Source organism: Nostoc sp. DedSLP04 (assembly GCF_034530775.1).
In the GTDB taxonomy this organism is placed as follows: Bacteria; Cyanobacteriota; Cyanobacteriia; order Cyanobacteriales; family Nostocaceae; genus Nostoc.
Window position 1 is genome coordinate 36,791 of record NZ_JAVRCL010000011.1, and the last position, 21,430, is coordinate 58,220.

Annotated in this window: 20 protein-coding genes; 6 read left to right on the forward strand and 14 right to left on the reverse strand. The window is 43.0% G+C overall.

Going from position 1 to position 21,430, the window contains the following annotated elements; translation table 11 throughout:
- Positions 1-128: 128 nt before the first annotated feature.
- From RMX89_RS08940 to RMX89_RS08955, 4 genes are all read left to right on the forward strand, one after another.
- Complete coding sequence (locus tag RMX89_RS08940) at positions 129-794, forward strand: heme-copper oxidase subunit III (protein WP_322686230.1); 666 nt, start codon at positions 129-131, stop codon at positions 792-794.
- Between the two features lie 38 nt (positions 795-832).
- The gene (locus RMX89_RS08945; RefSeq protein WP_322671599.1) at positions 833-1,078 is read left to right on the forward strand and encodes a hypothetical protein; all 246 of its coding nucleotides are present in this window, start codon (positions 833-835) and stop codon (positions 1,076-1,078) included.
- Between the two features lie 154 nt (positions 1,079-1,232).
- Positions 1,233-2,600, forward strand: coding sequence for an NAD(P)/FAD-dependent oxidoreductase (locus RMX89_RS08950; protein ID WP_322688676.1), 1,368 nt, complete (start codon positions 1,233-1,235; stop codon positions 2,598-2,600).
- A gap of 458 nt (positions 2,601-3,058) precedes the next feature.
- Positions 3,059-3,469, forward strand: coding sequence for a peptidoglycan-binding domain-containing protein (locus tag RMX89_RS08955; RefSeq protein WP_322671604.1), 411 nt, complete (start codon positions 3,059-3,061; stop codon positions 3,467-3,469).
- Positions 3,470-3,776: 307 nt separating this feature from the next.
- On the opposite strand, the gene RMX89_RS08960 is transcribed toward RMX89_RS08955, so the two are convergent.
- From RMX89_RS08960 to RMX89_RS08975, 4 genes are all read right to left on the reverse strand, one after another.
- Complete coding sequence (locus tag RMX89_RS08960; RefSeq protein ID WP_322671605.1) at positions 3,777-4,412, reverse strand: nucleotidyltransferase family protein; 636 nt, start codon at positions 4,410-4,412, stop codon at positions 3,777-3,779.
- Between the two features lie 5 nt (positions 4,413-4,417).
- Positions 4,418-5,575, reverse strand: a complete 1,158-nt coding sequence (locus tag RMX89_RS08965) for an XdhC family protein (protein ID WP_322688677.1) — start codon at positions 5,573-5,575, stop codon at positions 4,418-4,420.
- A 484-nt stretch (positions 5,576-6,059) separates the two neighbouring features.
- Positions 6,060-7,376: a Gfo/Idh/MocA family oxidoreductase gene (locus RMX89_RS08970; RefSeq protein ID WP_322688678.1), complete on the reverse strand. Its 1,317-nt coding sequence runs from the start codon at positions 7,374-7,376 to the stop codon at positions 6,060-6,062.
- Between the two features lie 486 nt (positions 7,377-7,862).
- On the reverse strand, positions 7,863-8,576 hold the full coding sequence (locus RMX89_RS08975; RefSeq protein WP_322688679.1) for a DUF4142 domain-containing protein: 714 nt from the start codon (positions 8,574-8,576) through the stop codon (positions 7,863-7,865).
- 156 nt (positions 8,577-8,732) lie between these two features.
- Here RMX89_RS08975 and RMX89_RS08980 point away from each other — a divergent pair, with 156 nt between their 5' ends.
- Complete coding sequence (locus RMX89_RS08980) at positions 8,733-8,894, forward strand: hypothetical protein (RefSeq protein WP_322688680.1); 162 nt, start codon at positions 8,733-8,735, stop codon at positions 8,892-8,894.
- A gap of 491 nt (positions 8,895-9,385) precedes the next feature.
- Here the strand turns inward: RMX89_RS08980 and RMX89_RS08985 are convergent, their stop codons facing one another.
- The 4 genes from RMX89_RS08985 to RMX89_RS09000 form a co-directional block, all read right to left on the reverse strand.
- Positions 9,386-10,291 (reverse strand): aromatic alcohol reductase, encoded by a 906-nt coding sequence (locus RMX89_RS08985; RefSeq protein ID WP_322688681.1) that lies wholly within the window; start codon positions 10,289-10,291, stop codon positions 9,386-9,388.
- Positions 10,292-10,390: 99 nt separating this feature from the next.
- Positions 10,391-10,903, reverse strand: coding sequence for a quercetin 2,3-dioxygenase (locus RMX89_RS08990; protein ID WP_322686206.1), 513 nt, complete (start codon positions 10,901-10,903; stop codon positions 10,391-10,393).
- A 281-nt stretch (positions 10,904-11,184) separates the two neighbouring features.
- Positions 11,185-12,081: an AraC family transcriptional regulator gene (locus RMX89_RS08995; protein WP_322688682.1), complete on the reverse strand. Its 897-nt coding sequence runs from the start codon at positions 12,079-12,081 to the stop codon at positions 11,185-11,187.
- A 464-nt stretch (positions 12,082-12,545) separates the two neighbouring features.
- A complete protein-coding gene (locus tag RMX89_RS09000; RefSeq protein WP_322688683.1) occupies positions 12,546-12,923 on the reverse strand; it encodes a DUF6632 domain-containing protein in 378 nt (125 codons plus the stop codon).
- Between the two features lie 571 nt (positions 12,924-13,494).
- Between RMX89_RS09000 and RMX89_RS09005 the strand changes: the two genes are divergently transcribed.
- A complete protein-coding gene (locus RMX89_RS09005) occupies positions 13,495-13,869 on the forward strand; it encodes a hypothetical protein (RefSeq protein WP_322688684.1) in 375 nt (124 codons plus the stop codon).
- 178 nt (positions 13,870-14,047) lie between these two features.
- Here the strand turns inward: RMX89_RS09005 and RMX89_RS09010 are convergent, their stop codons facing one another.
- From RMX89_RS09010 to RMX89_RS09035, 6 genes are all read right to left on the reverse strand, one after another.
- Complete coding sequence (locus tag RMX89_RS09010; RefSeq protein ID WP_322688685.1) at positions 14,048-14,953, reverse strand: S-4TM family putative pore-forming effector; 906 nt, start codon at positions 14,951-14,953, stop codon at positions 14,048-14,050.
- 71 nt (positions 14,954-15,024) lie between these two features.
- Entirely contained in the window at positions 15,025-16,029 is a 1,005-nt protein-coding gene (locus RMX89_RS09015) for a hypothetical protein (protein WP_322688686.1), read from the reverse strand.
- A 311-nt stretch (positions 16,030-16,340) separates the two neighbouring features.
- Positions 16,341-17,279, reverse strand: a complete 939-nt coding sequence (locus RMX89_RS09020; protein WP_322671614.1) for a cation diffusion facilitator family transporter — start codon at positions 17,277-17,279, stop codon at positions 16,341-16,343.
- A 157-nt stretch (positions 17,280-17,436) separates the two neighbouring features.
- Positions 17,437-19,650, reverse strand: coding sequence for a xanthine dehydrogenase family protein molybdopterin-binding subunit (locus tag RMX89_RS09025; protein WP_322688687.1), 2,214 nt, complete (start codon positions 19,648-19,650; stop codon positions 17,437-17,439).
- Positions 19,647-20,630, reverse strand: a complete 984-nt coding sequence (locus RMX89_RS09030; RefSeq protein WP_322688688.1) for a xanthine dehydrogenase family protein subunit M — start codon at positions 20,628-20,630, stop codon at positions 19,647-19,649. The genes RMX89_RS09025 and RMX89_RS09030 overlap by 4 nt, the downstream gene beginning before the upstream one ends.
- Positions 20,617-21,240: a (2Fe-2S)-binding protein gene (locus tag RMX89_RS09035; protein ID WP_322671617.1), complete on the reverse strand. Its 624-nt coding sequence runs from the start codon at positions 21,238-21,240 to the stop codon at positions 20,617-20,619. The genes RMX89_RS09030 and RMX89_RS09035 overlap by 14 nt, the downstream gene beginning before the upstream one ends.
- Between the last annotated feature and the right edge of the window lie 190 nt (positions 21,241-21,430).

A 21,430-nucleotide genomic window follows, 5' to 3' on the forward strand; every position in this document is an offset into this window, starting at 1 on the left:
TTTTTTTAACGCAAAGGTACGCAAAGGTTAGCGCAAAGGGACGCGGAGGTTTTTTAAAGATAATTCGCTATGTCCGAAAAATCAGATGGAACCTGAATTTATTAATTACGAATTACGAATTACGAATTATGCAACAGCGCAGCATCCATATAGATGAAAGCCCGATCCGTTTCGATCGGTGGCGGCGACGCTTACCGAATTGGTTACAGCGCTTTCTGCCAAGTGGTGGCGGAAGTCATGAAGATCATCATGGCAAAGGAATGTTTGGGTTTAGTGTATTCTTGTTGTCGGAAAGTATCATTTTTTTGAGTTTTATCTTTACTTATGTTGCTTTACGACTGAATACTACTAACTGGCTACCACCTGGTGTTTCTGGGCCAGAATTGTCTAAACTCGTGATTATTAATACAGTAGTTTTACTTTCTAGTAGCTTTGTGATTCAACCAGCAGAAAATGCCCTCAAGCGTAATCAATTGGGTAAATTTCGCTGGCTCTGGTTGATAACGATCGCAATGGGAATCTACTTTTTAATTGGTCTATTAATTGAGTGGAAAAATCTCGATTTCAAGCTCACTACGGGATTAGTTGGTTCCACATTCTATTTGCTAACAGGTTTCCACGGTTTACACGTTCTAGCTGGTGTAGTGCTTCAGATAATTATGCTGATTCGCTCATTCATTCCAGGCAATTATAATAAAACTCACTTCGGTACAAGTGCGACAACTCTATTTTGGCACTTTGTTGATGTAGTTTGGGTCTTCCTTTTCTCGCTTCTCTACCTTTGGCGGGCATAAAGATTTTCAGTTCACTAAGTATTTTCAGGAGTAACTTTATGAATTTATTCATTCAAGAATTACCAGCATCAGAACTCGCGCCAAAAGCAGTTCAAGAAACTCCCGCACCAGGTAAAGACCCACTGATTGCACAAGGTTTACAAAAAGAGCAATATATTGGCATTATTGGGCTAGCGATCGCTCTAATTGCTGCGGTGGGATTTTTTAGTCGCAGAGTCGAATACGCTATTGCTTTCGCTTTATTCCTCAGCGTCTTTTTAATTGCGTTATTTTTATTCGTATAGCGAATTTGTCATTTGCCATTTGTGGTTTTTATTTTCGCAAAAGTCTTATTTTTAGACTTTTTCTTTCCACTTCTGCGCCTTGGCGTGAGACCAAAAAATCTGGATTTAAATGCGTAACATCCTAAAAAATTCCTGAGAGTTTGGAGAATATTTTATGAACAGCCCAGTTTATCAAACTGTGATTCTTGGTGGTGGCTTCACTGGCTTATTTACAGCCTTACACCTAGCTCACGAACATTATCCTCGCTCTGTAATTTTGATTGATCGCAATGAAAGCTTTTGCTTTAAGCCATTACTCTACGAATATTTCAGTGGCGAGATGGATGGTTTTCAAGTAGTACCGCATTTTACAGAATTGCTTAAAGGTAGTGGTGTAATTTTTGTTCAAGATGCAGTGGAATCGATAGACTTGCATCAACAACAAGTCAAATTAGCTTCGGGAAACTCATACAACTACAGTAACTTAGTCTTAGCTTTGGGTAGTGTTACTAGTTATCATCATCTTGAAGGTGCTAAAGAATACGCTTTTCCTTTTTGGACAGAAGCAGATGCGATCGCTCTCGATCGGCATTTAGGTGATTGTTTGCAAAAAGCAATCAAAACTGAAGATCCAGAACAACGTCGTCAACTGCTAACAGTAGTTATAGTTGGTGGTGGTGCAAGTGGTGTAGAAATGGCAGCCACTCTAGCTGATTTACTGCCACATTGGTATAACGCTATGGGAGGAAATTCTAGTGAAATCCGGGTGGTATTGCTCAATCACGGACAAGAAATTCTCAATGGTGATATTAACAATCCTCTGCGTCCAATTGCTGAGAAAGAATTACAAAAACGCACGATCCCAATTGAAATACTTACCGGAGCAGAAGCCACTACTATTCATGCCAATGCCATTGAATATAAACGCAATGAGCAAATTGAAACATTGCCAACATACACCGCAATCTGGACAGCTGGCACTTCTATTCACCCACTAATTAAAGATTTACCAATTTCTCAAGAACATCGCGATCGCCACAACCGCCTCCTAGTGAATTCTACAATGCAACTACTCGACTTTCCAGAAGTATTTGCAGGCGGGGATTGTGTAGCAGTTCAAGATAATTCACTACCGCCAACAGCCCAAGTTGCTTATCAGCAAGGAGCCAATATTGCCCAAAATTTAAAAGCATTAGCTTTAGGCGAAGCCCTCAAATCAGTAAAGGTAAATATACGCGGAACTCTCTTAAAATTAGGGTTAAATGATGCTGCCGCTAACTTATTCAATATTTTTGAAGTTGCAGGAGAATCCGGGCATTTAATTCGTCAAGGAACTTATTTAACGCTATTACCAACACCAATTCATGACTTTAAAGCAACAACTGAATGGGTGGATGAAGAGATTTTTCATCACCATCTCGATCCTCATGATGTGGGCAAAAAAGTTGTTCAAGCAGTGGAGGTGGTTGGCGCAGGAGTTATGGGTGTTTTAGCTGCCAGAAAATTATTGAAAATGTTGGGTTCGGAAGATAAAAGAGATTAGTACAGTACGGCGTAAATAAACCACGCATTCAAAACCGAATGGCACGCTTGTAAAGCCCAAACACTTATTGTATCCTCGTGTATCCTCGTTCCCAGCCTCCAGGTTGGGAACCAGTTGGGGCAAGGGCTGTATCTTAACAAGCGTGCCATTCCATTCAAAACCAATGAAATGCTTACGCTGTATTAATTTTTAATTTTTAATTTTTAATTCCGCCTTGCGGTACTAGCGCAATTTCGTGCGACATAAATTTTAATACATTTAGTCATGGTTTTGTCACAATTTCGCAATAGCTTTGTCAATACGACGTGTGATGCTATAGCTCTGGCTTTAGAAATAGTCTCAGACTAAATCCACACACCAGAATCTACAGAGGAGAATCACTTAAGGCACAGTACCTTATGAAGATGACTCTTCAGATAGAAATTGCAAAATCTCATACAGTTGTAAGGAACAAGAAAATGAATTGGAAAGTACTTGCTTTGCTCCCTGCTTTGACTCTAGCTACTGCTGTACCTGCTTACTCTTTAACTAATAATAAAAACCAAAATTCGGCTACTGCTACCCACATTGCCCAAAGTACTCAGCAAGGCAATACCATGAAAAAGCCTAATGCTGTACCAAAGCTTAGTGCCAAGCACAAGTCTAATCATCTGGCAAAGCGTAGTACTGGTACTGTACTAACAGTAGGCAGCAAAGGAGAGACAGTGAAAACTGTTCAGAATTCTTTAAAACAGCAAGGATTCTATACAGGAAGTGTGAATGGTGTGTTTGATAACAAGACTCGTGCCGCTGCGATCAAATTTCAGAAGTCTAAGGGATTAAGAGCAGACGGAATAATTGGACGCAGAACTTTAGCAGCTCTTAAATAAAATTGTTTCCTAATATAGGAATCCGGTTTGATTCGGAGAATTTACTTGCGCGTGGGCAGGGAACAGGGAATAGAGAATAGGGAACAGGAAAGAAGGCATAGATCCGTACTGAGTCTTGTTTAAAAATAAAATAGGAGTCCTATATCCTCATTCCTAAAATGCTTTAAAGACAAAAGGCTAGGAAAAAAATTCTAGCCTTAAAATACTAACCCAACTTTTTCTATTTTTCTATCTGTATAGGTCGGGGAGGCACTGCATTGTGGAGCTAGCGCGGTCTTTTCTACTTGTTCGCTTTTAGCGTTCTTGTTCAAGATGCTTCAAAAATTCCTTTAGTAATTGATAGCAATTGTTCGTAATCCTTTGGTGTATCAATATCTATATCCCCTAATGGAAACGGAATAGAAAACACTTCATTAAGGTTATGATTAATAACTTTTTTCGCTCCTGAAGTTTCCTTTAAAGCGGCAAGTTCTGAAAAAAATGTCTGACTGAATAGAGCAGGTACACCTAATGTATCTCCATATTCACAAGCAATAATCGGTTTTTTTGTCGAATAATATGCATCAACAAGTTGATTGAGAATTTGGGGAGAAACAAATGGCTGATCGCAAAGTGTAATAACTACTGCTTCTATTTTTTGCGGAAGATTATTTAACAATTCAATACCACTCTTGATTGAGGTACTCATTCCACAAGCCCAATCTAAGTTTTTAACTACTTTAACGGGAAGTTGTTTAATTTGGGGATGAATCTGTTCTGCGTTGGCTCCAAGTACTACTACCACAGGTTGACAAACTGAAGCGATCGCTATTTCTGTAATATATTGTAAAAAACTACGCCCTTGGTAAAGCAATAGTTGTTTCGGTGTACCCATCCTAGTAGATGCACCAGCAGCAAGAATCATAACGGCTATGGTTGATTTTTCGTTGTCTATAGCAGTCATAAAAACTATGGGGTAAGTAGTAAGTTTGAGTTGCTTTCATAACATTGGTGAATCGGTTGATTGCGATTTTTTAAAAAACTACCATTGCGGTTTGTTAGCACTGCTTGAATTTCTGCAATAATCGCGATCGCTATTTCTTCAGGTGTATCTGCTCCGATATCAATCCCAATCGGGCCATGCAATCTGGTTAATTGTTCAGTAGTATAAACTATTCCTTGCGAACGTAAATCTTCAAGCAATCTTTCAGTACGTGCTTTTGGGCCTAAAACCCCTATGTAGCGTGCGGGAGATGGCAGCAATGTTTTCAAAATTTCCAGGTCATCAAGATAATTATGCGTCATCACTACGGCAACTGTCTTGACATCTATAAATATTTGTTTTTGGACAATTTCTCGCTGAGTCAGAATCACGTCACAAGCTGTCGGAAATCGCGCTTTAGTTGCCTCATTAGCCCGACAATCGACTACAGTAACGTCCCAACCTAATGCTTGAGCAAACTGTGCTACGGGTACAGCATCATAACCAGCACCAAATATTACTAAAGGCGTGGGTGGTTGGATGACTTCAATAAAAACTTCTGCACTGCCTAAAGGTAACTGATAGTTTTTTACACTAGACTTTTGATTAATAAAAGCTGCTTGAGTATCTACTTGCAGAGATTGAATTAAATTTGGATCTTTGATGTCAGCGATAATTTTACCATCAGGATACAGCAGTAAACGCGACCCAAGTTTCACATCTACCTCGCCTTCAAAAGCAATGACTGTAGCAATAATACCCAAATGTTTTTGATGAAAGCACTCTTGCATAAAAGCGATCGCATTTGGTGAACTTTCTTTTTCCAGACGTTCGATCAGAACTTGCACTGTCCCATTGCACCCCAAACCAAAGCCCCAAAGAATATCTTCCGAGGCGGTGTTATCGTAAGTAACAACAATTGGTTCGCCGTCCGACATTCGTTGTTGAGTATGCTCAAATACGTCATTTTCTAAGCAACCCGCGCTGATTGTTCCGATCGTCCGACCTGTATCTGTCATCAACATTTTGGCACCCGGTCGGCGATAGGTTGAACCTTGAGTTTTGACTACAGTAGCAAGAAAAGTAATTTCACCATTTTTTTGACTTGACTGGAAGCCTTCTAAAATTGCTTGTAATTCGTTCATTTGTTTCTGTTTCTAGCAGTTTATGAAGTTGAGTAGGTAGTCTCAATGCAAACAATGCGATCGCTGTGCCATTGTGCATCGCTGCTAGTGTCAAACACTCCTTAGATTTGCTGCCTTTTAACGATTACAGTATAGTACGTTAGATTGAGGTGCGTTGTTTACCGCCGCAAGCATCGCGGTGTTCTGCTATCCAAGATAAGCGAAAACACTACTGAAATCATGCCCCACAGGATAGTTGCCAACTTTAGGCAATCGGGCGATCGCGAAACAAAGATTTACGCAGCAGACTTCAAGCAGAGGTTGTCAAACCCTTCGGGCAGGGAAAAGGGAACCCCATAACTAAAGTTAGGGGCTTGATACTATGACGCTGTATTTCTCGTACTACGTATCTCGAAATACATCTTTTTCTGTCTCCATGTTTAAAAACAGGGACTTGTACCCCTTCCCCTTCCCCCTCTTTGGTCATGACTGCGGTATGCACAGATTACTTCAGCATTCGCGGAGCGGGGCCGCGAGTGGTATCCAATCCTGAGACACGAGGCAAGGTAATCGTTTTGCCTGTTCGTGCCGCTTCGTAAATCAACGCTATAAGTTTTTGGTCTTGCAAACCTTCTTCACCAGGTGTATGAGGTTGTTTATTTTGAATCACACAATCCGCCATGTGATCGATTTCTAAGGCGAACTGATTCTTCTCACCTATCCGCACTTCGCTAATATTTTCTGCCATGCTGTTGGTTGGGGATTTGCGCGAAATCATCATTCGCAAGCCATTGTAGGAGAACGCCGGATCGAGTTGTCCCCAAGCATCAGAGCCGAAAACGCGAAACCGCCGCCCTTCATGAAAGCCGTAGCTGGTGGAGCAAATCCCTAGTATTCCACTGGGAAACCGCAGCTGGAAGGTGACATTTTCTTCTACTTCTTTGAAGCGCGGATCGCCGGGAGTACTGAAGATTTGGGCGCTAATTGCGATCGGTTCCTCTCCCGTTAAATAGCGAGTTGCATTCAAGCAATAAATTCCTACATCCGGTAAAGAGCCACCTCCAGCTAAGGCGCGTTTCAATCGCCACTGATTTAAGTCACCTCCCTGGTTTTGTCCGTTGTCTGCCTGAATCACCTTCACAGTTCCCAATTCTTTGCTACGGATCATCTGAATCATGGCGCGATGGTGCGGCTCATATTGGCAGCGATAAGCAATCATCAGCTTGCGATCGGCTTGTTTGCACGCGTCGATCATTTGTTGAGCATCTTCGACTGTGGTTGCCATTGGCTTTTCACACAGAATATGCTTTCCAGCTTTCGCACCACGCACCGTATATTCCCGGTGCATACTGTTAGGCAGTACAATATAAATTACATCAACGTCTGGATTGTTGCGGAGATTGTCGTAATTCTGATAGTTGTAAACGTTCTGCGGTTTAATGCCATACTGCTGGGCAACAAGATTTGCTTTAGCTGTATCACCACTAACTAATGCAGTTGGCTTTGCTAGTTTACATTCTGCAAAGGCAGGCATGATTTCTTCTAATGTCAGTCTGCCAAGTCCAACGATCGCAAATCCCAAACGTCGCTCTGGAGGTAATGCAGTTGGTGGCCCACCCGTATCAACCTCAGTTTTTTCTGAGATGGGCGCAAACTCAATCTGAGGCGGCAACGAACCTCCGCGAGGAGTGGCTTGTCCCGTTGGTTGTTGGGCAGTAACCTCTTCGCCCATACTACCAATTGCGGCGGCTGAAACGGCTCCTAACCCAGCTGTAGTTAGAATTTGACGACGAGAAATTTTTCCTTTAAACAATTTAGACATCGTGGTTCCTTAAAATTCTCTTTAATGATGAAATTTTCGGCTTCCAGCAGTTTTCATATATTTGAACCACATCTGTCGTAGGGACACATGATTGCTCATTGTTGTCAACTTAAGCTCAAACGTTTGTCCCACAAACGCTTTACCCCACCCCAAAGCATCGGCTTGTAATACACAAGTCAAATTACCCCCCTTAATCCACCCGATATATTGGGGGGAAACAAGATTTCTTGTTCCCTCCCCTTTATAAGGGGAGGGTTAGGGTGGGGTAAAACCTTGGTTACTCAGCTATTTTAGAAAGGTTACTGGGTTTGGGAAAATTCCTATACCTTTACCCCTTACCCTTTTCCCTACAATGCCAAGAAGTTTAATCATTGCTGTACCCCTACCACCTTCTCTACAAAACGCTACGCGTAGCTTGCTTGTTTGCAAGAGTACGCGCAGCAGATACAAAGGGAAAGAAGAAATGCTTAACTGAACTTTATTGCCTTACGGGGTAGTGGTTGGAGTTGGGGTGCTAGTTGGAGTTGGGGTGCTAGTTGGAGTTGAGGTGCTAGTTGGAGTTGGGGTGCTAGTTGAACTTCCAGGATTAACAAGAGAACTAACCTCTTGCAGGTGTTGTTGGAGGGTTGGTAGCGTTTGAGCCGCAAATGCTTTCACGTCTGCATCTTGTCCTTGTTCAGCTTCAGTTTGGAATGCGGCGACATCCTTTTGATGAGCTTGAAGCATCTGGTTCAGATATTGACGATCGAAGTTAGCACCAGAAAGTTTGGATAAACGTTGCTTTACTTGCTGATTTTTGGCGCCAATAGTAGTTGGCAGCGTCACACCTTTTTGAGCCGCCAGCTGTTTAAGTTGATTGTTTGCTTGCGTATGATCTTCAACCATATGCTGTCCAAACTGTTTTACCACATTGCTAGCTCCACGTTGTAATGCCAGTTGTCCTAGTTGGACTTCTGCTAAACCATCTTGAGCGGCTTGAGTCATGAACTGTCTGTCTGCCGAACTGAGGTTATTTTGCCCTGATGGAGTTGGTGAGGTAGTTGGCGATACAGTTGGGGATGGACTCTCAGTTCCTTGTACAGGTACAGCAGCTGGAACTTCAGATGTAGTCTGGTCGTGCGGAGTAGTCGGTGTGCAACCAGTCGCCAGAGATAAAGCGATCGCTACTATACCAGTAGAAAATATTTTGAAGTTAGACATAATTAGTGTTCTCCTTGGATAAAGCTATATTTTGAAACGTTGAATGAAAAATTAAACGCGATCGCACAGTTGAGTAAGCTACAAACAAAGCCGATTAATGTGAAGCAGATGCCGGTGGTGCAAATTGTGCAAATAGATTCAAGATTTCTCGATTGAATGCAGGGATATCATCTGGTTGAGTTCTGTTTGGGCGAGGAGCGGTTGCAAAAATCTTTCCGAAACTGTAATGCTGCCACTAATCCCGAAGCAGAAGCAGTTTTTAACAACCTGCGTCTACTGATTTCCATAATTGTCTCCTACAAGCACCAACAGGAATGAGCCGTATATTATCACTGCTATCTGGCACAGAGACTCTAGCTAAGGTGTGCTTTTAAATATACTCCGCAAGATGCATTCACAATGCAAATCGATGCATTCACCATGCAAGTTGATGTATTCCTAATGCAAGTCAATGCATTCATAATGCAAGTTGATGTATTCCTAATGCAAGTCGATGTATTCCTAATGCAAGTCGATGTATTGTAAAAACTTACTTTTTGTTTAAACTTGCTTGATTTAAAACTTTATCAATAAAAGTAGGAGTTATATCATGTCCGCCTAATTAGTTATAATTCCCGCATCTGTGCAAAAACCAGGAAACCCTCTTTCCCCCTGCCCCCTGCTCCCCTGCCGTCTTAATGATAAGTCTTTAACCGGACATGATATTAAAGGGCAGCAGGAAAACCCTCTGTTTTTTGCCTCGTAACAAACTCGCAAGCGAGAGACGAAAGCACCACCACTTTTTCCACTAAACCTGCTGTTGTGCCATTTTACGAATTTCCTTTGCTTAGAAATTGCTTAACCGTCTTAGGTTTAATGTGGGGATAGCGATCGCTCCCAATCCGATCGAGTTTGCCTTTACCCGATACCATCGCGTACATATACTGGTGGTAAACGTACTCTTCGCGTGAACTGGCTGACGCTTTTTTGTTAGCAATCCAAGCTTTCATCTCGGCGATACTGCCCAATGATTTTTCGGTTAATTTGCTGCCTGTTGCCGCTTCATAAGTGGCTTTCAACTGCTTCGCGGTTAAAGTGTCACCTGCGACTGACAATGCCGTGTTTCCTAAGCTTGGGTCGCTCACCGCTTCCGCCACATACTTGGCGGTATCATCAGTAGTGGTAAGATCGAGCGGTGTTTCACCATCGCCCCAGTATTGAAATATCTGATGTTCTAGGTCAAACAGTGGCATATAGGTGATGAATTCCATAAATGCCCCGTTGAGAACTAGGGTATATTCCAAACCCATGAGCTGGAGATACTCAAACACTTCCTTCCGCATATCCAGGTTATCATTGTCGCCATAATCCAGTTTGCGATAGTCCACGGAGTAATCGGAAGGAATGAACCGCTTCACGCCCTGCTGTTTGGCAGCATCAATCAGGTTTTTCTGCCCTGGCACAGTCACGTCATTATTGCCGATCGCAGAGACGACCACATCAACCCCGTCACAAACAGACAGCAGCGTTTCAGGTTTCATTAAGTCGCCTTCTGCGATCGTGACACCCTTAGCTTGCATCGCCTCAATTTTTTGACGATTTTTTGCACTGCTGTCGTTGATTGAGCGCACCATTGCTCGAATATCAAGGTTGCTTTTGTCGAGTAGAGCAGAAACAATCTTAGAACCCAGCATCCCAGTAGAGCCAGCGACTAGAACCGTCAATTTTGTTGTCATGATTTTCTTTGTATTTACAGAATTTAATGAGGCAGACTCGTTACTTGAAAAGCGATCGATCTGCCAGAGCCAAACTCGAATAATTTGGTGTTGGGTAATTTAGCTTGCAAAGCCTTGTAAGAATTTTGTTTTAGCGGCAGGATACTGCTGAATGACTTGCTCAAGCGCTTGATTAGCTTGTTCTCGATCGGGAAAAGGTATTGAAGCAGGAGGCAATGTGCGTGCCTCTGCGGGCACTGTCGTTGCCATGATTGTATACTCAAAACCTGCGGGGACATAAGTATTGAGTAGTCGAGCCGTTTCAGAATCGATTTGAAAAGCGTGTTTTGTACCCCGTGGAATTGACACAAACGATCCAGCAGTTGCTTTAATCGGCTGGTCTTCGACAAAGAAGGTGGCTTCGCCTTCGAGAATGTAAAAGGTTTCATCTGCCGCCTCATGAATGTGAGGTGGTGCTGCCGGCCCATGCGGTATAATTTCTTCTATACAAGAATACTGTCCATCAGTATCTTCGGCAGTTGCCAGCATAATCCAGAGAATGCCCATACCCCAATAAGCGCGACCTTCGGCACTATTAACTTGAAAAGCTTGTGGCTTGTTTTGTGCGTTCATGTATAAATCCTTTATTTCAATTAGTTAGAATTTCATGGTAGAAAAAGCTTTATTTTTATCCCTTGATTAACCAATCTCTAGAAATCGTAGGAAAAATAAAGCCTGACTGTCTTGGACGATCTTGCTTTTTAACAGTACATTCTTGCTCTAAGGAATAAGAATTAAACAACATACAATTTATGTTTATGTCCCTGGCTTACCTCACCCTCAATCCCTCTCCTTATAAAGGAGAGGGAAGCTAGAGACAGGATGAAGTTTTGCATTTTATTTAATCCACGTTCCTAAGCGCGGAACTGGCTGGGTGAAACACCAAAATGGCGCTTGAAATGGCGGTTCAGGTGACTTTGATCGACAAAGCCTACTTGAATTGCAATGTTAGCGATCGAGAGATTTGTAGTCTTGAGTAGCTGTTTCGCCTCTTTTGTGCGGCATTTGAGTAAATACTGGTGTGGTGTTAATCCGGTCGATTGTTTAAACAAACGGCTAAAGTAATAAGGACTTATCTGCACCATTTCAGCCATGAGCGTCAGGCTAGGATTCTGCGCTGAATGCTGGTGAATATATTCAGTCACTTGTCGTAATCGAGCCTGCGATAATCCGTCAGAATAGCTTGCAATTTTGGGCTTTTGAGTCGAGTAGTGCCGTAGTAAATGAGCAGAAAGTGCGGTTGCCATTGACTCGGTGTAGAAGCGATCGCAGGCATTCTCAGATTCAAGATTTACTTTTAGAGCAATTCCAATTTGATAAATTAACGGGTCATTTAACTTGAATTGGGGTATAATCTCAAGTCGATCCGGATCGACCACTTCCGCCGCGATCTGCTCGATAAACGTAGGTTCAAGGTGTAGAGCAATCCACTCGCTTGCATCCTGTAAACGCACTGATACAGGAGCAGTTGCAGGAGTTAAACAAATATCGCCGTTGCTGAAGCTCGCGCATCGTAAATGACCATTTAGCAATTGCTCTTTGATCGCGACGGCGTGATTGAGATGAATTGTGATCAAATGCTGCGAGAAACAATGCTCAGGAGTCTCAACAGCATTGTGGTACTCGTAATAGCTAACTCTGACTCCATTCCAGAATCCTTTTTGACTAGCAAGAACAGGCGCACTTGAACCAATTTTTGAAATGAATTCGTCGCTGGCAGCGTCAAGTATTAACGGCTGTTCTGTAGTCATGCTTCTTTTACTGGCTGTTAAAGTCTCACTAAATTTAATAAATACTTTGGTTACAAATAGCACTCATTCTTACCCCTTGATATCTATCTGGAGTTAGGATTAATTACTTCTTGTAGAACTGACTTTTCACGGCATCTGGAAAACCTCACTTCATATTTCTCTTTCCTAAAAGGCTACGGTGTACACACAAGTCGAATTACCCCCCTTAATCCCCCCGATATATTGGGGGGAGACCGGAAAATCTAGTTCCCTCCCCTTTATAAGGGGAGGGTTAGGGTGGGGTAAAACTTTGGTTAATCAGCTATTTAGATAGACTGGTAGCTGCTGACAGCAAATTGCGCTCTAATCGAATACACGTAGAGACGTAGCATTGCTACGTCTCTACAAGGTTTTAGGTTTTATATTTATCTAAAATGTGCTGTATCTCTTTAATGATGGGAAATACACAGACATTCTACGCCCGTTCATGTACTTGACACCACTTTGCGGGGCGCTAAAAAGCCAAGGACGATCGCTACCAAGAACAATGCTGGAACATCACCAAACAGATGTCCCTGTTCAACAGGGTCAATTACTGCATGTACCGCCATGATCAGCCCGTGGATTGCACTTGATATGACGGTGAACCAGATTAAACTGAGGTGAGCTTCTGGTTGTCTTGAAGCCAACAGCAAAAATACACCAAGCGTCGCATAAACACCAACGATCATCTGTTCGTATTCGTGCTGACCTGGTTGCCATAACCAGCCTGATGCCCAGACTTGAGTTAGCGGATATATAAGTAGAAAAGCTATGCCAACAAGAACCAGAGCGATTCGTAAGTAGCGATCGCGCCCATCCATTGCTTTAACCTCCACTATTTTCTAGTGCAGTCTTTACTAACAAAACTGCATCATTTTGTGATTGTATTCCGACTAGTGACACTTCAGCTTTAGAGTGTTAGAAATTTTAATGCTCCTCATGGTTTTTAACGTGAGTTCGACGGGTCTATTTTGACCTCTCCCCCAGCCCCTCTCCTACCAGGAGAGGGGAAAAAACTTTTCTTTTTTCGTTACTCCTCCCTCTCCTAAAAGGAGAGGGAGGCTGGGAGGGAGAGGTCTGTCGAACTCACGTGTTTTTAGTATCGTCTAACAGTTTTGTAATTGCATCGGTCTGTTATGCCAATACATCGGTCTGTTATGCCAATACATCGGTCTGTTATGCCAATACATCGGTCTGTTATGCCAATACATTGGTCTGTTATGCCAATACATCGGTCTGTTATGTTAATACATCGGTCTGTTATGCCAATACATCGACCTGTTATCTTAAACTATCCTTTTTAACCTTGCTCTATCTGAAAATTTCATCTTACTGATAACTTTTTTTGTTTTAATGGGTACGTTAAATGTACAATTTACTAAGTATGCATATATGCCTCCCCAAAATACAACAAACCGTTTGCGTCCTCTACTGATTAGTCAAGATATTGACTCATTCCACGGTTTACAAACCGTCAGCACTTACAACACAACTCGTGCTGATGCTTCATCTGCTAATTTACAAGAAGCTTATCAGGCAATGTTGATTTCTCAACAAACCGAAACCGAGAAATTAGCTTTATACCGTGCTGCTGCTGATGCTGCGCGATTAGCAGAGTGGGAATTTCATAATGCCGTATTAGCGATGAAAGAAGTTGTACGCGGGCAATATGGTTCAGATAGCGATCAAGCTCAAGCTGTGGGATTGAAGAAAAAATCAGACCGCAAACGTCCTTCGCGGAAAAAGACAGTTGCGATCGCAAGTTAATTAACTTAATTAAGTTTGAAAATTGGCGATCGCATTTGCAGTATTCGGCGTTGTAGTTTATATAAAAATGCGATCGCGTCATTCTTTAAAGCTAGCGTGACACAAATAACCTTTGCAACTCAATTTACCACCTCACTTCCGGTACAGCAATTTATTATGCCGCTCACAACAAATGGTGTTAAGGACTTTGGCTCAACTCTTGGATTATAGCTTCTGCACCTCTATTCATTTGTTCCTCATCCTTGCGTCTCAAGCGAGAGTAGAGCCAGTCAAAAATTAATGGACTGCGACGACGGTTATCATAAATTTGAGCTTGTAAGCTGTATGATTCTCTCTCAAGGTCTTGAGGAGTAAATCTTCCATTAATTACTTCTTGTAAAAGAGCCTCAGCATTTTCTCTAAGCCTATCAAGTCTGTTTGCAGCTTCGTTATGCTCAATATATTGACGCAACCCAAAAACAAACGCAGGTGTCAATGGGGCTAGAACAGCCAACAAAAACTTTTCAAGAGTTAAACCTCCAATTAAACCAATCAGAAAGACAATAATATTTAAAGTAACCAATATGGAAATCACCCACTTAGAATAGCGACGACGCAGTTGAGCATCCCACCAGATATTAGAACGTTGGCAAATAATTCGTGCTTGATGAATTGGCAATTTTCCAACACTAACTGCATACCAATTTTTAAGAGTTGAATAGTTTGGATTTTTACGTTTAAACCTAGTGGAAGCATCAATAATAGTTTCTGGCTCAATACGAATTCCACAGTTTAAATTTAACCAATTAAATTGGAGGACTTCACAATCAAAAAGTTGTTGAATTTTTGCAGCTTTCTCTTGAGAAGAATTTTGTAACCGAGAAAAAATAAGAAGTTCTAGGAAAGTGACGCTAATCCCCCATAAGCCAGCATAAACTGCCATTTTAGGAAATATTGCAACCAAAATAGACCAGGCAATTACCAGTGGAACGCTAATAACTACACTAATAACTTGTAAGGCTTTTGCATCAGAATAAAGTTGGCGTTGTGCAGCCAATTTATCTAGCTGTCGCTGAGTGTTTTGTTCTTGGGGAATATTGTTCATAAATAGTTTTGATGAAGTAACTTTAAAATTCAGAGACAAAAAAGATTGTCTTTTTAAACTTAAATACTGTATTAAATATAAGTAGGAAAGTTAAATCCAAATATACTACCCCATTTTGCAATGGATAATTTTTGATCACCTTTACTCTCCAATTCCCTAGCTTCTAAAGCTTTTTTATAATCAATATACGCTCTAGTAAAAATTTTATTTCGCTCCTCACTATTCAGTTTATTGATATCACCTTGAATGCCTTTTGGATCGTTTACTGGAGAGAAAATTTTGTCTTGAATATATTGCAGCACTTTGGGAACCTCTAAATCTACATATACAGAGGCTTTTGTATAGCTTTGTGTGGAATATAAATCTAGTATCATATTCTCGATCAAGTACGAAGACATTGAGGGCATAATTGGTCTCTCATTCCAATATTTCATCAATCTTATTACATTTAAGACATTCCCATTATTAAGCTGATTGACCTCAGTTACTCGATTCCTATCAATTCTTGGATCTGTTTTTTTCCAATGTCCCTTACCATCTGGAATAAGATAGTAATCTTTGTTTAGCCAGTCTTTTTGTGTAAAAAAGCAAGGTACAAGATCGAAAGTCCAGGGATAACTTTTTAAATTAAGAGTGGCGGCTTCCATATTACGTTTTTTATTAGCCTTGTCATATTGTGGAACTCGATCAAGTAGGCTTATAAGTTTATTGATGACTCTTCGGGAATTGAGTGTATTTGTGTTGTCATAACAGAGAGGTTTCAGTTTGTAAGCATAATCAGAGACATATATTTCAATCCTATCGATGTATTCTTGGTAACAACCTCCTTCAGCAATGAAGGCAATCATTATATCAATGTCATCAAGTTCTCTCTTTTTGGTGCGTCTAGCAAAAGAACCAAAAGATATATCTTTTTCTGAGTACAACTTTGGAAAAGTTATCTCCCTACTAGGGAACAAGCGTATTTGGTCTAAAAGCCAATCCCGACTACTTCTTGCTAACTGAGTTTCATCTGGGTCTAAGTTGACATAATCTTTCAAAAAAATGTTGAAAGCTTCGTTAACTGTTCTAACCATGTTCGTTTAGGCATACTAAAATTCAGAAAGTAACCCCATGTTTAGCCTATTATTTCAGTGGTGAATGCTAAACTTGGGATTTCTTGAGATTTTAGCTTATCAATTCGTACATGTGTACTAATTAAGATATAGAGATAACCGTACTTAGCTTTAGTTTCAAAGCTGTAGAACAGCTATTCAGCAACAATCTTAGCCGCCTGGGCCTAGAAATTGGCGTGCAGTATTTGGCGTTGCAGTTGATGAGATATGCGAACTGCCAAAGGCGGCAGCGCTTCGCTATCGCGTCATTCCTGAAAGCTCAACGGCAGCAATTAATCTCTTGCGCTCATATCTTGCATTTGCTGATTGCTCGAACGCTCTAACTCCAAATCTTCCCAAGAAACTGGATCTTCTACAGGTTCCAAATGAGTTGTAACGTGGGTTGAAGGCAGCACCCGAACAATCGCAAGCTCAATTGCTTCGCATAAATCATGCCCTTGTTGCACTGTCCAAGATCCAGGTACAAGAACATGAAAGGAAACAAAGCGACGGGTTCCAGCAGCGCGGGTTCGCAAGGCATGAAACTGGATGTCTTGACCTTTGTACTCGTTAAGGATGCTCTTGATTGCGTCAATTTCTTTTTTAGGTAAAGCTGCATCCAGTAAAGCGCTACTGGTTTCCCGCAGTATACGAAATCCTGTCCAAGTAATATTTGCTGCTACTATCAGTGCAATAATTGGATCGAACACGAGAGCGCCTGTTAGCTTGACGAGTAAGATTCCAACTACCACACCAGCCGAAGTCACCACATCAGTAAACAGGTGGTGAGCATCAGCCCTGAGTGTGATGGAACGCAACCGCCGCCCTGCCCGTAGCAAGATAAAGGCAACAACGCCATTGATTGCGGTTGCAATGAGGGAAAGTGCCAACCCTAATCCCAGCTGTGTTAATGGTTCTGGATGCAGCAAGCGTCCCCAAGCTTCAACAGCAATGCTGATAGCGGCTATTACAATCAACGCACCTTCTGCACCACTGGAGAAGTATTCGGCTTTAGAATGCCCAAAGGCGTGTTCGGCATCGGCTGGTTTATCAGCATAGGTCAATGCCCATAAAGCAACCAATGCTGCTACGAGATTTACAATTGACTCAATAGCATCTGAAAGCAAACCTACTGACCCGGTTAGCAGGTAAGCGCCAAATTTCAAGGCAATAGTGATGATTGCTGCTGCAATCGATAAGAAAGCGTAGGATCGGGCTGTTGGACTACTCATCTCGGTCACGGACGTAATTACAGTGATTCCGAGCTAAGAGTACCAAATTTTACTTGAGCGGTCATCAATCTTGAGTCTTCTACTGATTGGTATTTCAAGACGCGATAAATTTAAGACGCGATAAATCGCGTCTCTACAAGTGTTGCGATCGCCATATCTACAGCAGCTTGTCTAAGGTAATTGGCAAATCGCGGATGCGCTTACCGGTGGCATGATAGACAGCATTAGCGATCGCCGCCGCAGTGCCGGTAATGCCAATTTCACCAATTCCTTTGACACCGAGCGGGTTGATATGTGGATCTTGTTCATCGACAAACAACACTTCAATATCAGGAACATCTGCATTCACTGGTACGTGATACTCAGCTAAATCATGGTTGACAACGCGTCCTCGGTTGGGGTCTGTTAGCGTATGTTCCATTAACGCCATGCCAATGCCATAAATAATCCCACCGATCAGCTGACTGTTGGCTGTTTTAGCGTTGAGGATGCGTCCTACGCCAAAAGTTCCCACCCAGCGCGTTATTCGCACTTCGCCTAAATCAGGCTCAACGCGTACTTCGGCAAACTGCGCTCCAAATGAGTGCATTGAGAACTTCTTTTGTTCCTCTCCAGGCTTGGCATCTGCACGCGCTTCGAGCATTTTCATCCCATGTCGTGCCAAGATTGCCTGATATGTTTCGCTGGCGGAGGATTTATTTTTTAAGAAAAAGCTGCCATCTTGAGCAATCACATCCTCAGCCTTTGAACTATAAAGCGGCGATTTTTGATCGGCAAGTGCTAGTTGCAAAAGCTGACTGCGTGCTTGATTTCCCGCTAAATGCACGGCTGAACTGACACTGGCGGCAGTTTGGGAACCACCAGAAATAGGGGTTTGTGGCATCTTGGTATCACCTAGTTCAAACCGCACTTTCTCAACTGGTAAACCGAGTGCTTCAGCTGCAACTTGAGTCATCACAGTATAAGTTCCCGTACCAATATCTTGCGAACCGCTTCGCACCACGGCTGTACCGTCTGCCATAATTTGAGCGATCGCTGATGCTGGGGAACGGTTGGTAGGATAAGTAGCTGTCGCCATACCCCAACCAATCAAATAATTACCATCTCGCATCGAACGGGGCTGAGGATTGCGCTTTTGCCAGCCAAACTTTTCTGCCCCCAATTTGTAACACTCTCTCAGTGACTTGCTCGACCAAGGTATTTCTTTACTAGGATCGACTTCAGCATAGTTACGCAAACGCAACTCTACCGGATCGATATTGAGTGCATAAGCTAGTTCGTCCATTGCCGATTCTAAGGCAAACGACCCAGAAGCTTCGCCTGGGGCCCGCATATAGGTTGGTGTTCCTTGATCGACCTGAACCAGATGGTGGCTAGTTTCGATATTCGGGCTAGCGTAGAGCATTCGGGCGCTTTTACCAACAGGTTCAATAAATTCATCGAAAGTTGAAGTCTGGGAAGTGCCGACGTGTCGCAAAGCAGTCAATTTGCCATCGCGGGTTGCACCGAGAGAAACCTGTTGAATTGTCTCCGGTCGGAAGCCCACAGGCCCATACATTTGTATCCGTCCCAGAACTAATTTCACTGGGCGATTAACTTGCTTTGCGGCCATCGCCGCTAGCGGGACGTGCGACCAAGCCGACCCTTTGCAACCGAAGCCACCGCCCACAAAGTAAGACATAATGCGCACTTTCTCAGGCTCAATTCCTAATACCCCTGCAACTTTTTGTTGAGCCTGAAAGATGCCCTGAGTTGCGTCATACAGCAGCAGTTCATCGCCTTGCCAAACTGCTGTTGTAGCATGAGGCTCCATCGGATTGTGATTTTCGACTGGCGTGGTATAGGTTTGCTCGACGCGGACAGCTGCCGCCGCTAGTCCCTGGCTGAGATTGCCATGCTCTAAATCGGGCGGTTCCTCTCTAGGGATTTTACCTTTAGGCAAGTATGCCTTAGCGAGATTGTCCCGCATATTAATGGTTGGTTTCTCTTTGTCATAGCGAACTTGCACCAGCGAAGCAGCATACATCGCTCGTTCAAAGGTATCAGCAACCACAACACCAATATGCTGACCGCTATACAGCACAATGTTATCTTGCAGGACTTGCAGCTTGCGACCGCCGCCCTTTTCTCCAGAAGCTTTGGGCGCGTTGAGGTGGGTAATTACTGCTAATACACCCGGTACTTGTTCCGCCGCCTTGGTATCGATTTGGGCTATTTTACCTTTGGCGATCGCACTTTGAATTGTCACGCCATAAGTCATTTTGGCGACCGGAAACTCAGCCGCGTAACGTGCGCCACCAGTCACCTTCAGGTATCCATCAACTCGATTTAGCGGTTTGCCGACAACTATATTTTTATCCCCTGTATTCATGCCATCCCTCCCACTGTTGTCAGCGCCTTAACAATTGTGCGTTTAGCCAGTTCGACCTTAAAGCCGTTGTATTTTTGAGGTTTAGCACCGGCGATCGCAGCCAATGCTGCTGCTTGAAATGTTGCTTGGTTTGCCGGCTTGTTCAGAAGCACTTTTTCCGCTTCCAAGGCACGCCAGGGCTTTGTCCCAACGCCACCAAGGGCAATGCGTGCCGAGCGAATAATTCCATTTTGAATATCTAATGCTGCTGCAACCGATGTCATCGCAAAGGCATAGGAGGCGCGATCGCGAACTTTTAAATAGTGCGATCGCCTTGCGAAGTTTAAAGCAGGTAAATCAACGGCAACAATTAACTCTCCGTGTTCTAAAACCGTCTCCCTTTCTGGAGTTTCGCCAGGTAGAAGATGAAAATCTACCAGCGGGATACTGCGCTCTCCTCTCGGCCCGCGTGTTTGCACAACGGCATCAAGTGCCACCAATGCCACAGCCATATCAGAAGGATGGGTAGCAATACAGCGATCGCTACCGCCAAGAATTGCATGGATGCGGTTATAACCCTCAATTGCCGGACAACCTGAACCAGGAACGCGTTTATTGCAGGGGAAGGCGGTATCGCGGAAGTAGTAACACCGAGTACGTTGCAGCAAATTTCCGCCGACACTTGCCATATTTCGCAGTTGCGGTGATGCCCCAGACAGCAACGCCTCCGCCAACACCGGGTAACGCTCCTGAATTATCGGATTATAAGCAACCTCGCTATTGCTTGCCATTGCTCCAATCCGCACACCGTTACCCTGCATTTCTATCTTGCTCAGTGGGAGTGGGTTAATGTCAACCAACTCTCTTGGATTCTGGACATTCAGCTTCATCAAATCGATGAGGCTAGTACCACCAGCGAGATACGAAGCTTGGGCATCTGGAGTAACCAACGCCACGGCATTTTCTGCCTGTCCTGCTTTCTTATAGCTAAACGGCTGCATCTTTTTTTCCCTCTAAGACATCGCGGACAGCAGCCACGATATTTGGATAAGCACCGCAACGGCAGATATTGCCGCTCATCAGTTCGCGAATGTCGGCATCTGATTTAGCGTGTCCCTCGTTCACCAAACCCACCGCCGAACAAATCTGTCCTGGCGTGCAGTAGCCGCACTGAAACGCATCGCGGGCAACAAACGCGGCTTGCATCGGGTGCAGATTATTTCCTTGTTCCAACCCTTCAATAGTTGTGATTTTTGCGTCGGTGTGCATAATTGCAAATGTCAGGCAGGAATTAATTCGTTGCCCATCAACCAGCACTGTGCAAGCACCACACTGACCATGATCGCAACCTTTTTTAGTACCAATTAATCCTAGATATTCCCGAAGTGCATCAAGTAAGGTAACACGCGGTTCAATTTGCAAACTATGAGGTGTTCCATTCACTTGTAGCGTCACCTTCACAGTTTCAGAAGTGGAAGTTGCCAGCATTGGGGTAGTTTTTTTTACTTGAGTTTCTGCTACAGCTTTCTCTACAAAATTAGCGATCGTAGCCGCTACTGTGCTGAAGACCATCAATTGACCCAGCTTGCGGCGTCTTAAGACAAACCTCATTTGTTCGCTCCATTCTGTTTTTGTTAAAAATATTGAGTAATTATCTATGCTGAAATTATTGATAGAAAACCAGACTTACCAAAAAGCATTTTCTCTAAAAAGACATTGTTAATAGAATACAATTTCGTCTTGTTATGTCTCTCTATCAGAAGATTTATGCCATAAGTATTATCTAGACCGATCAAAATAG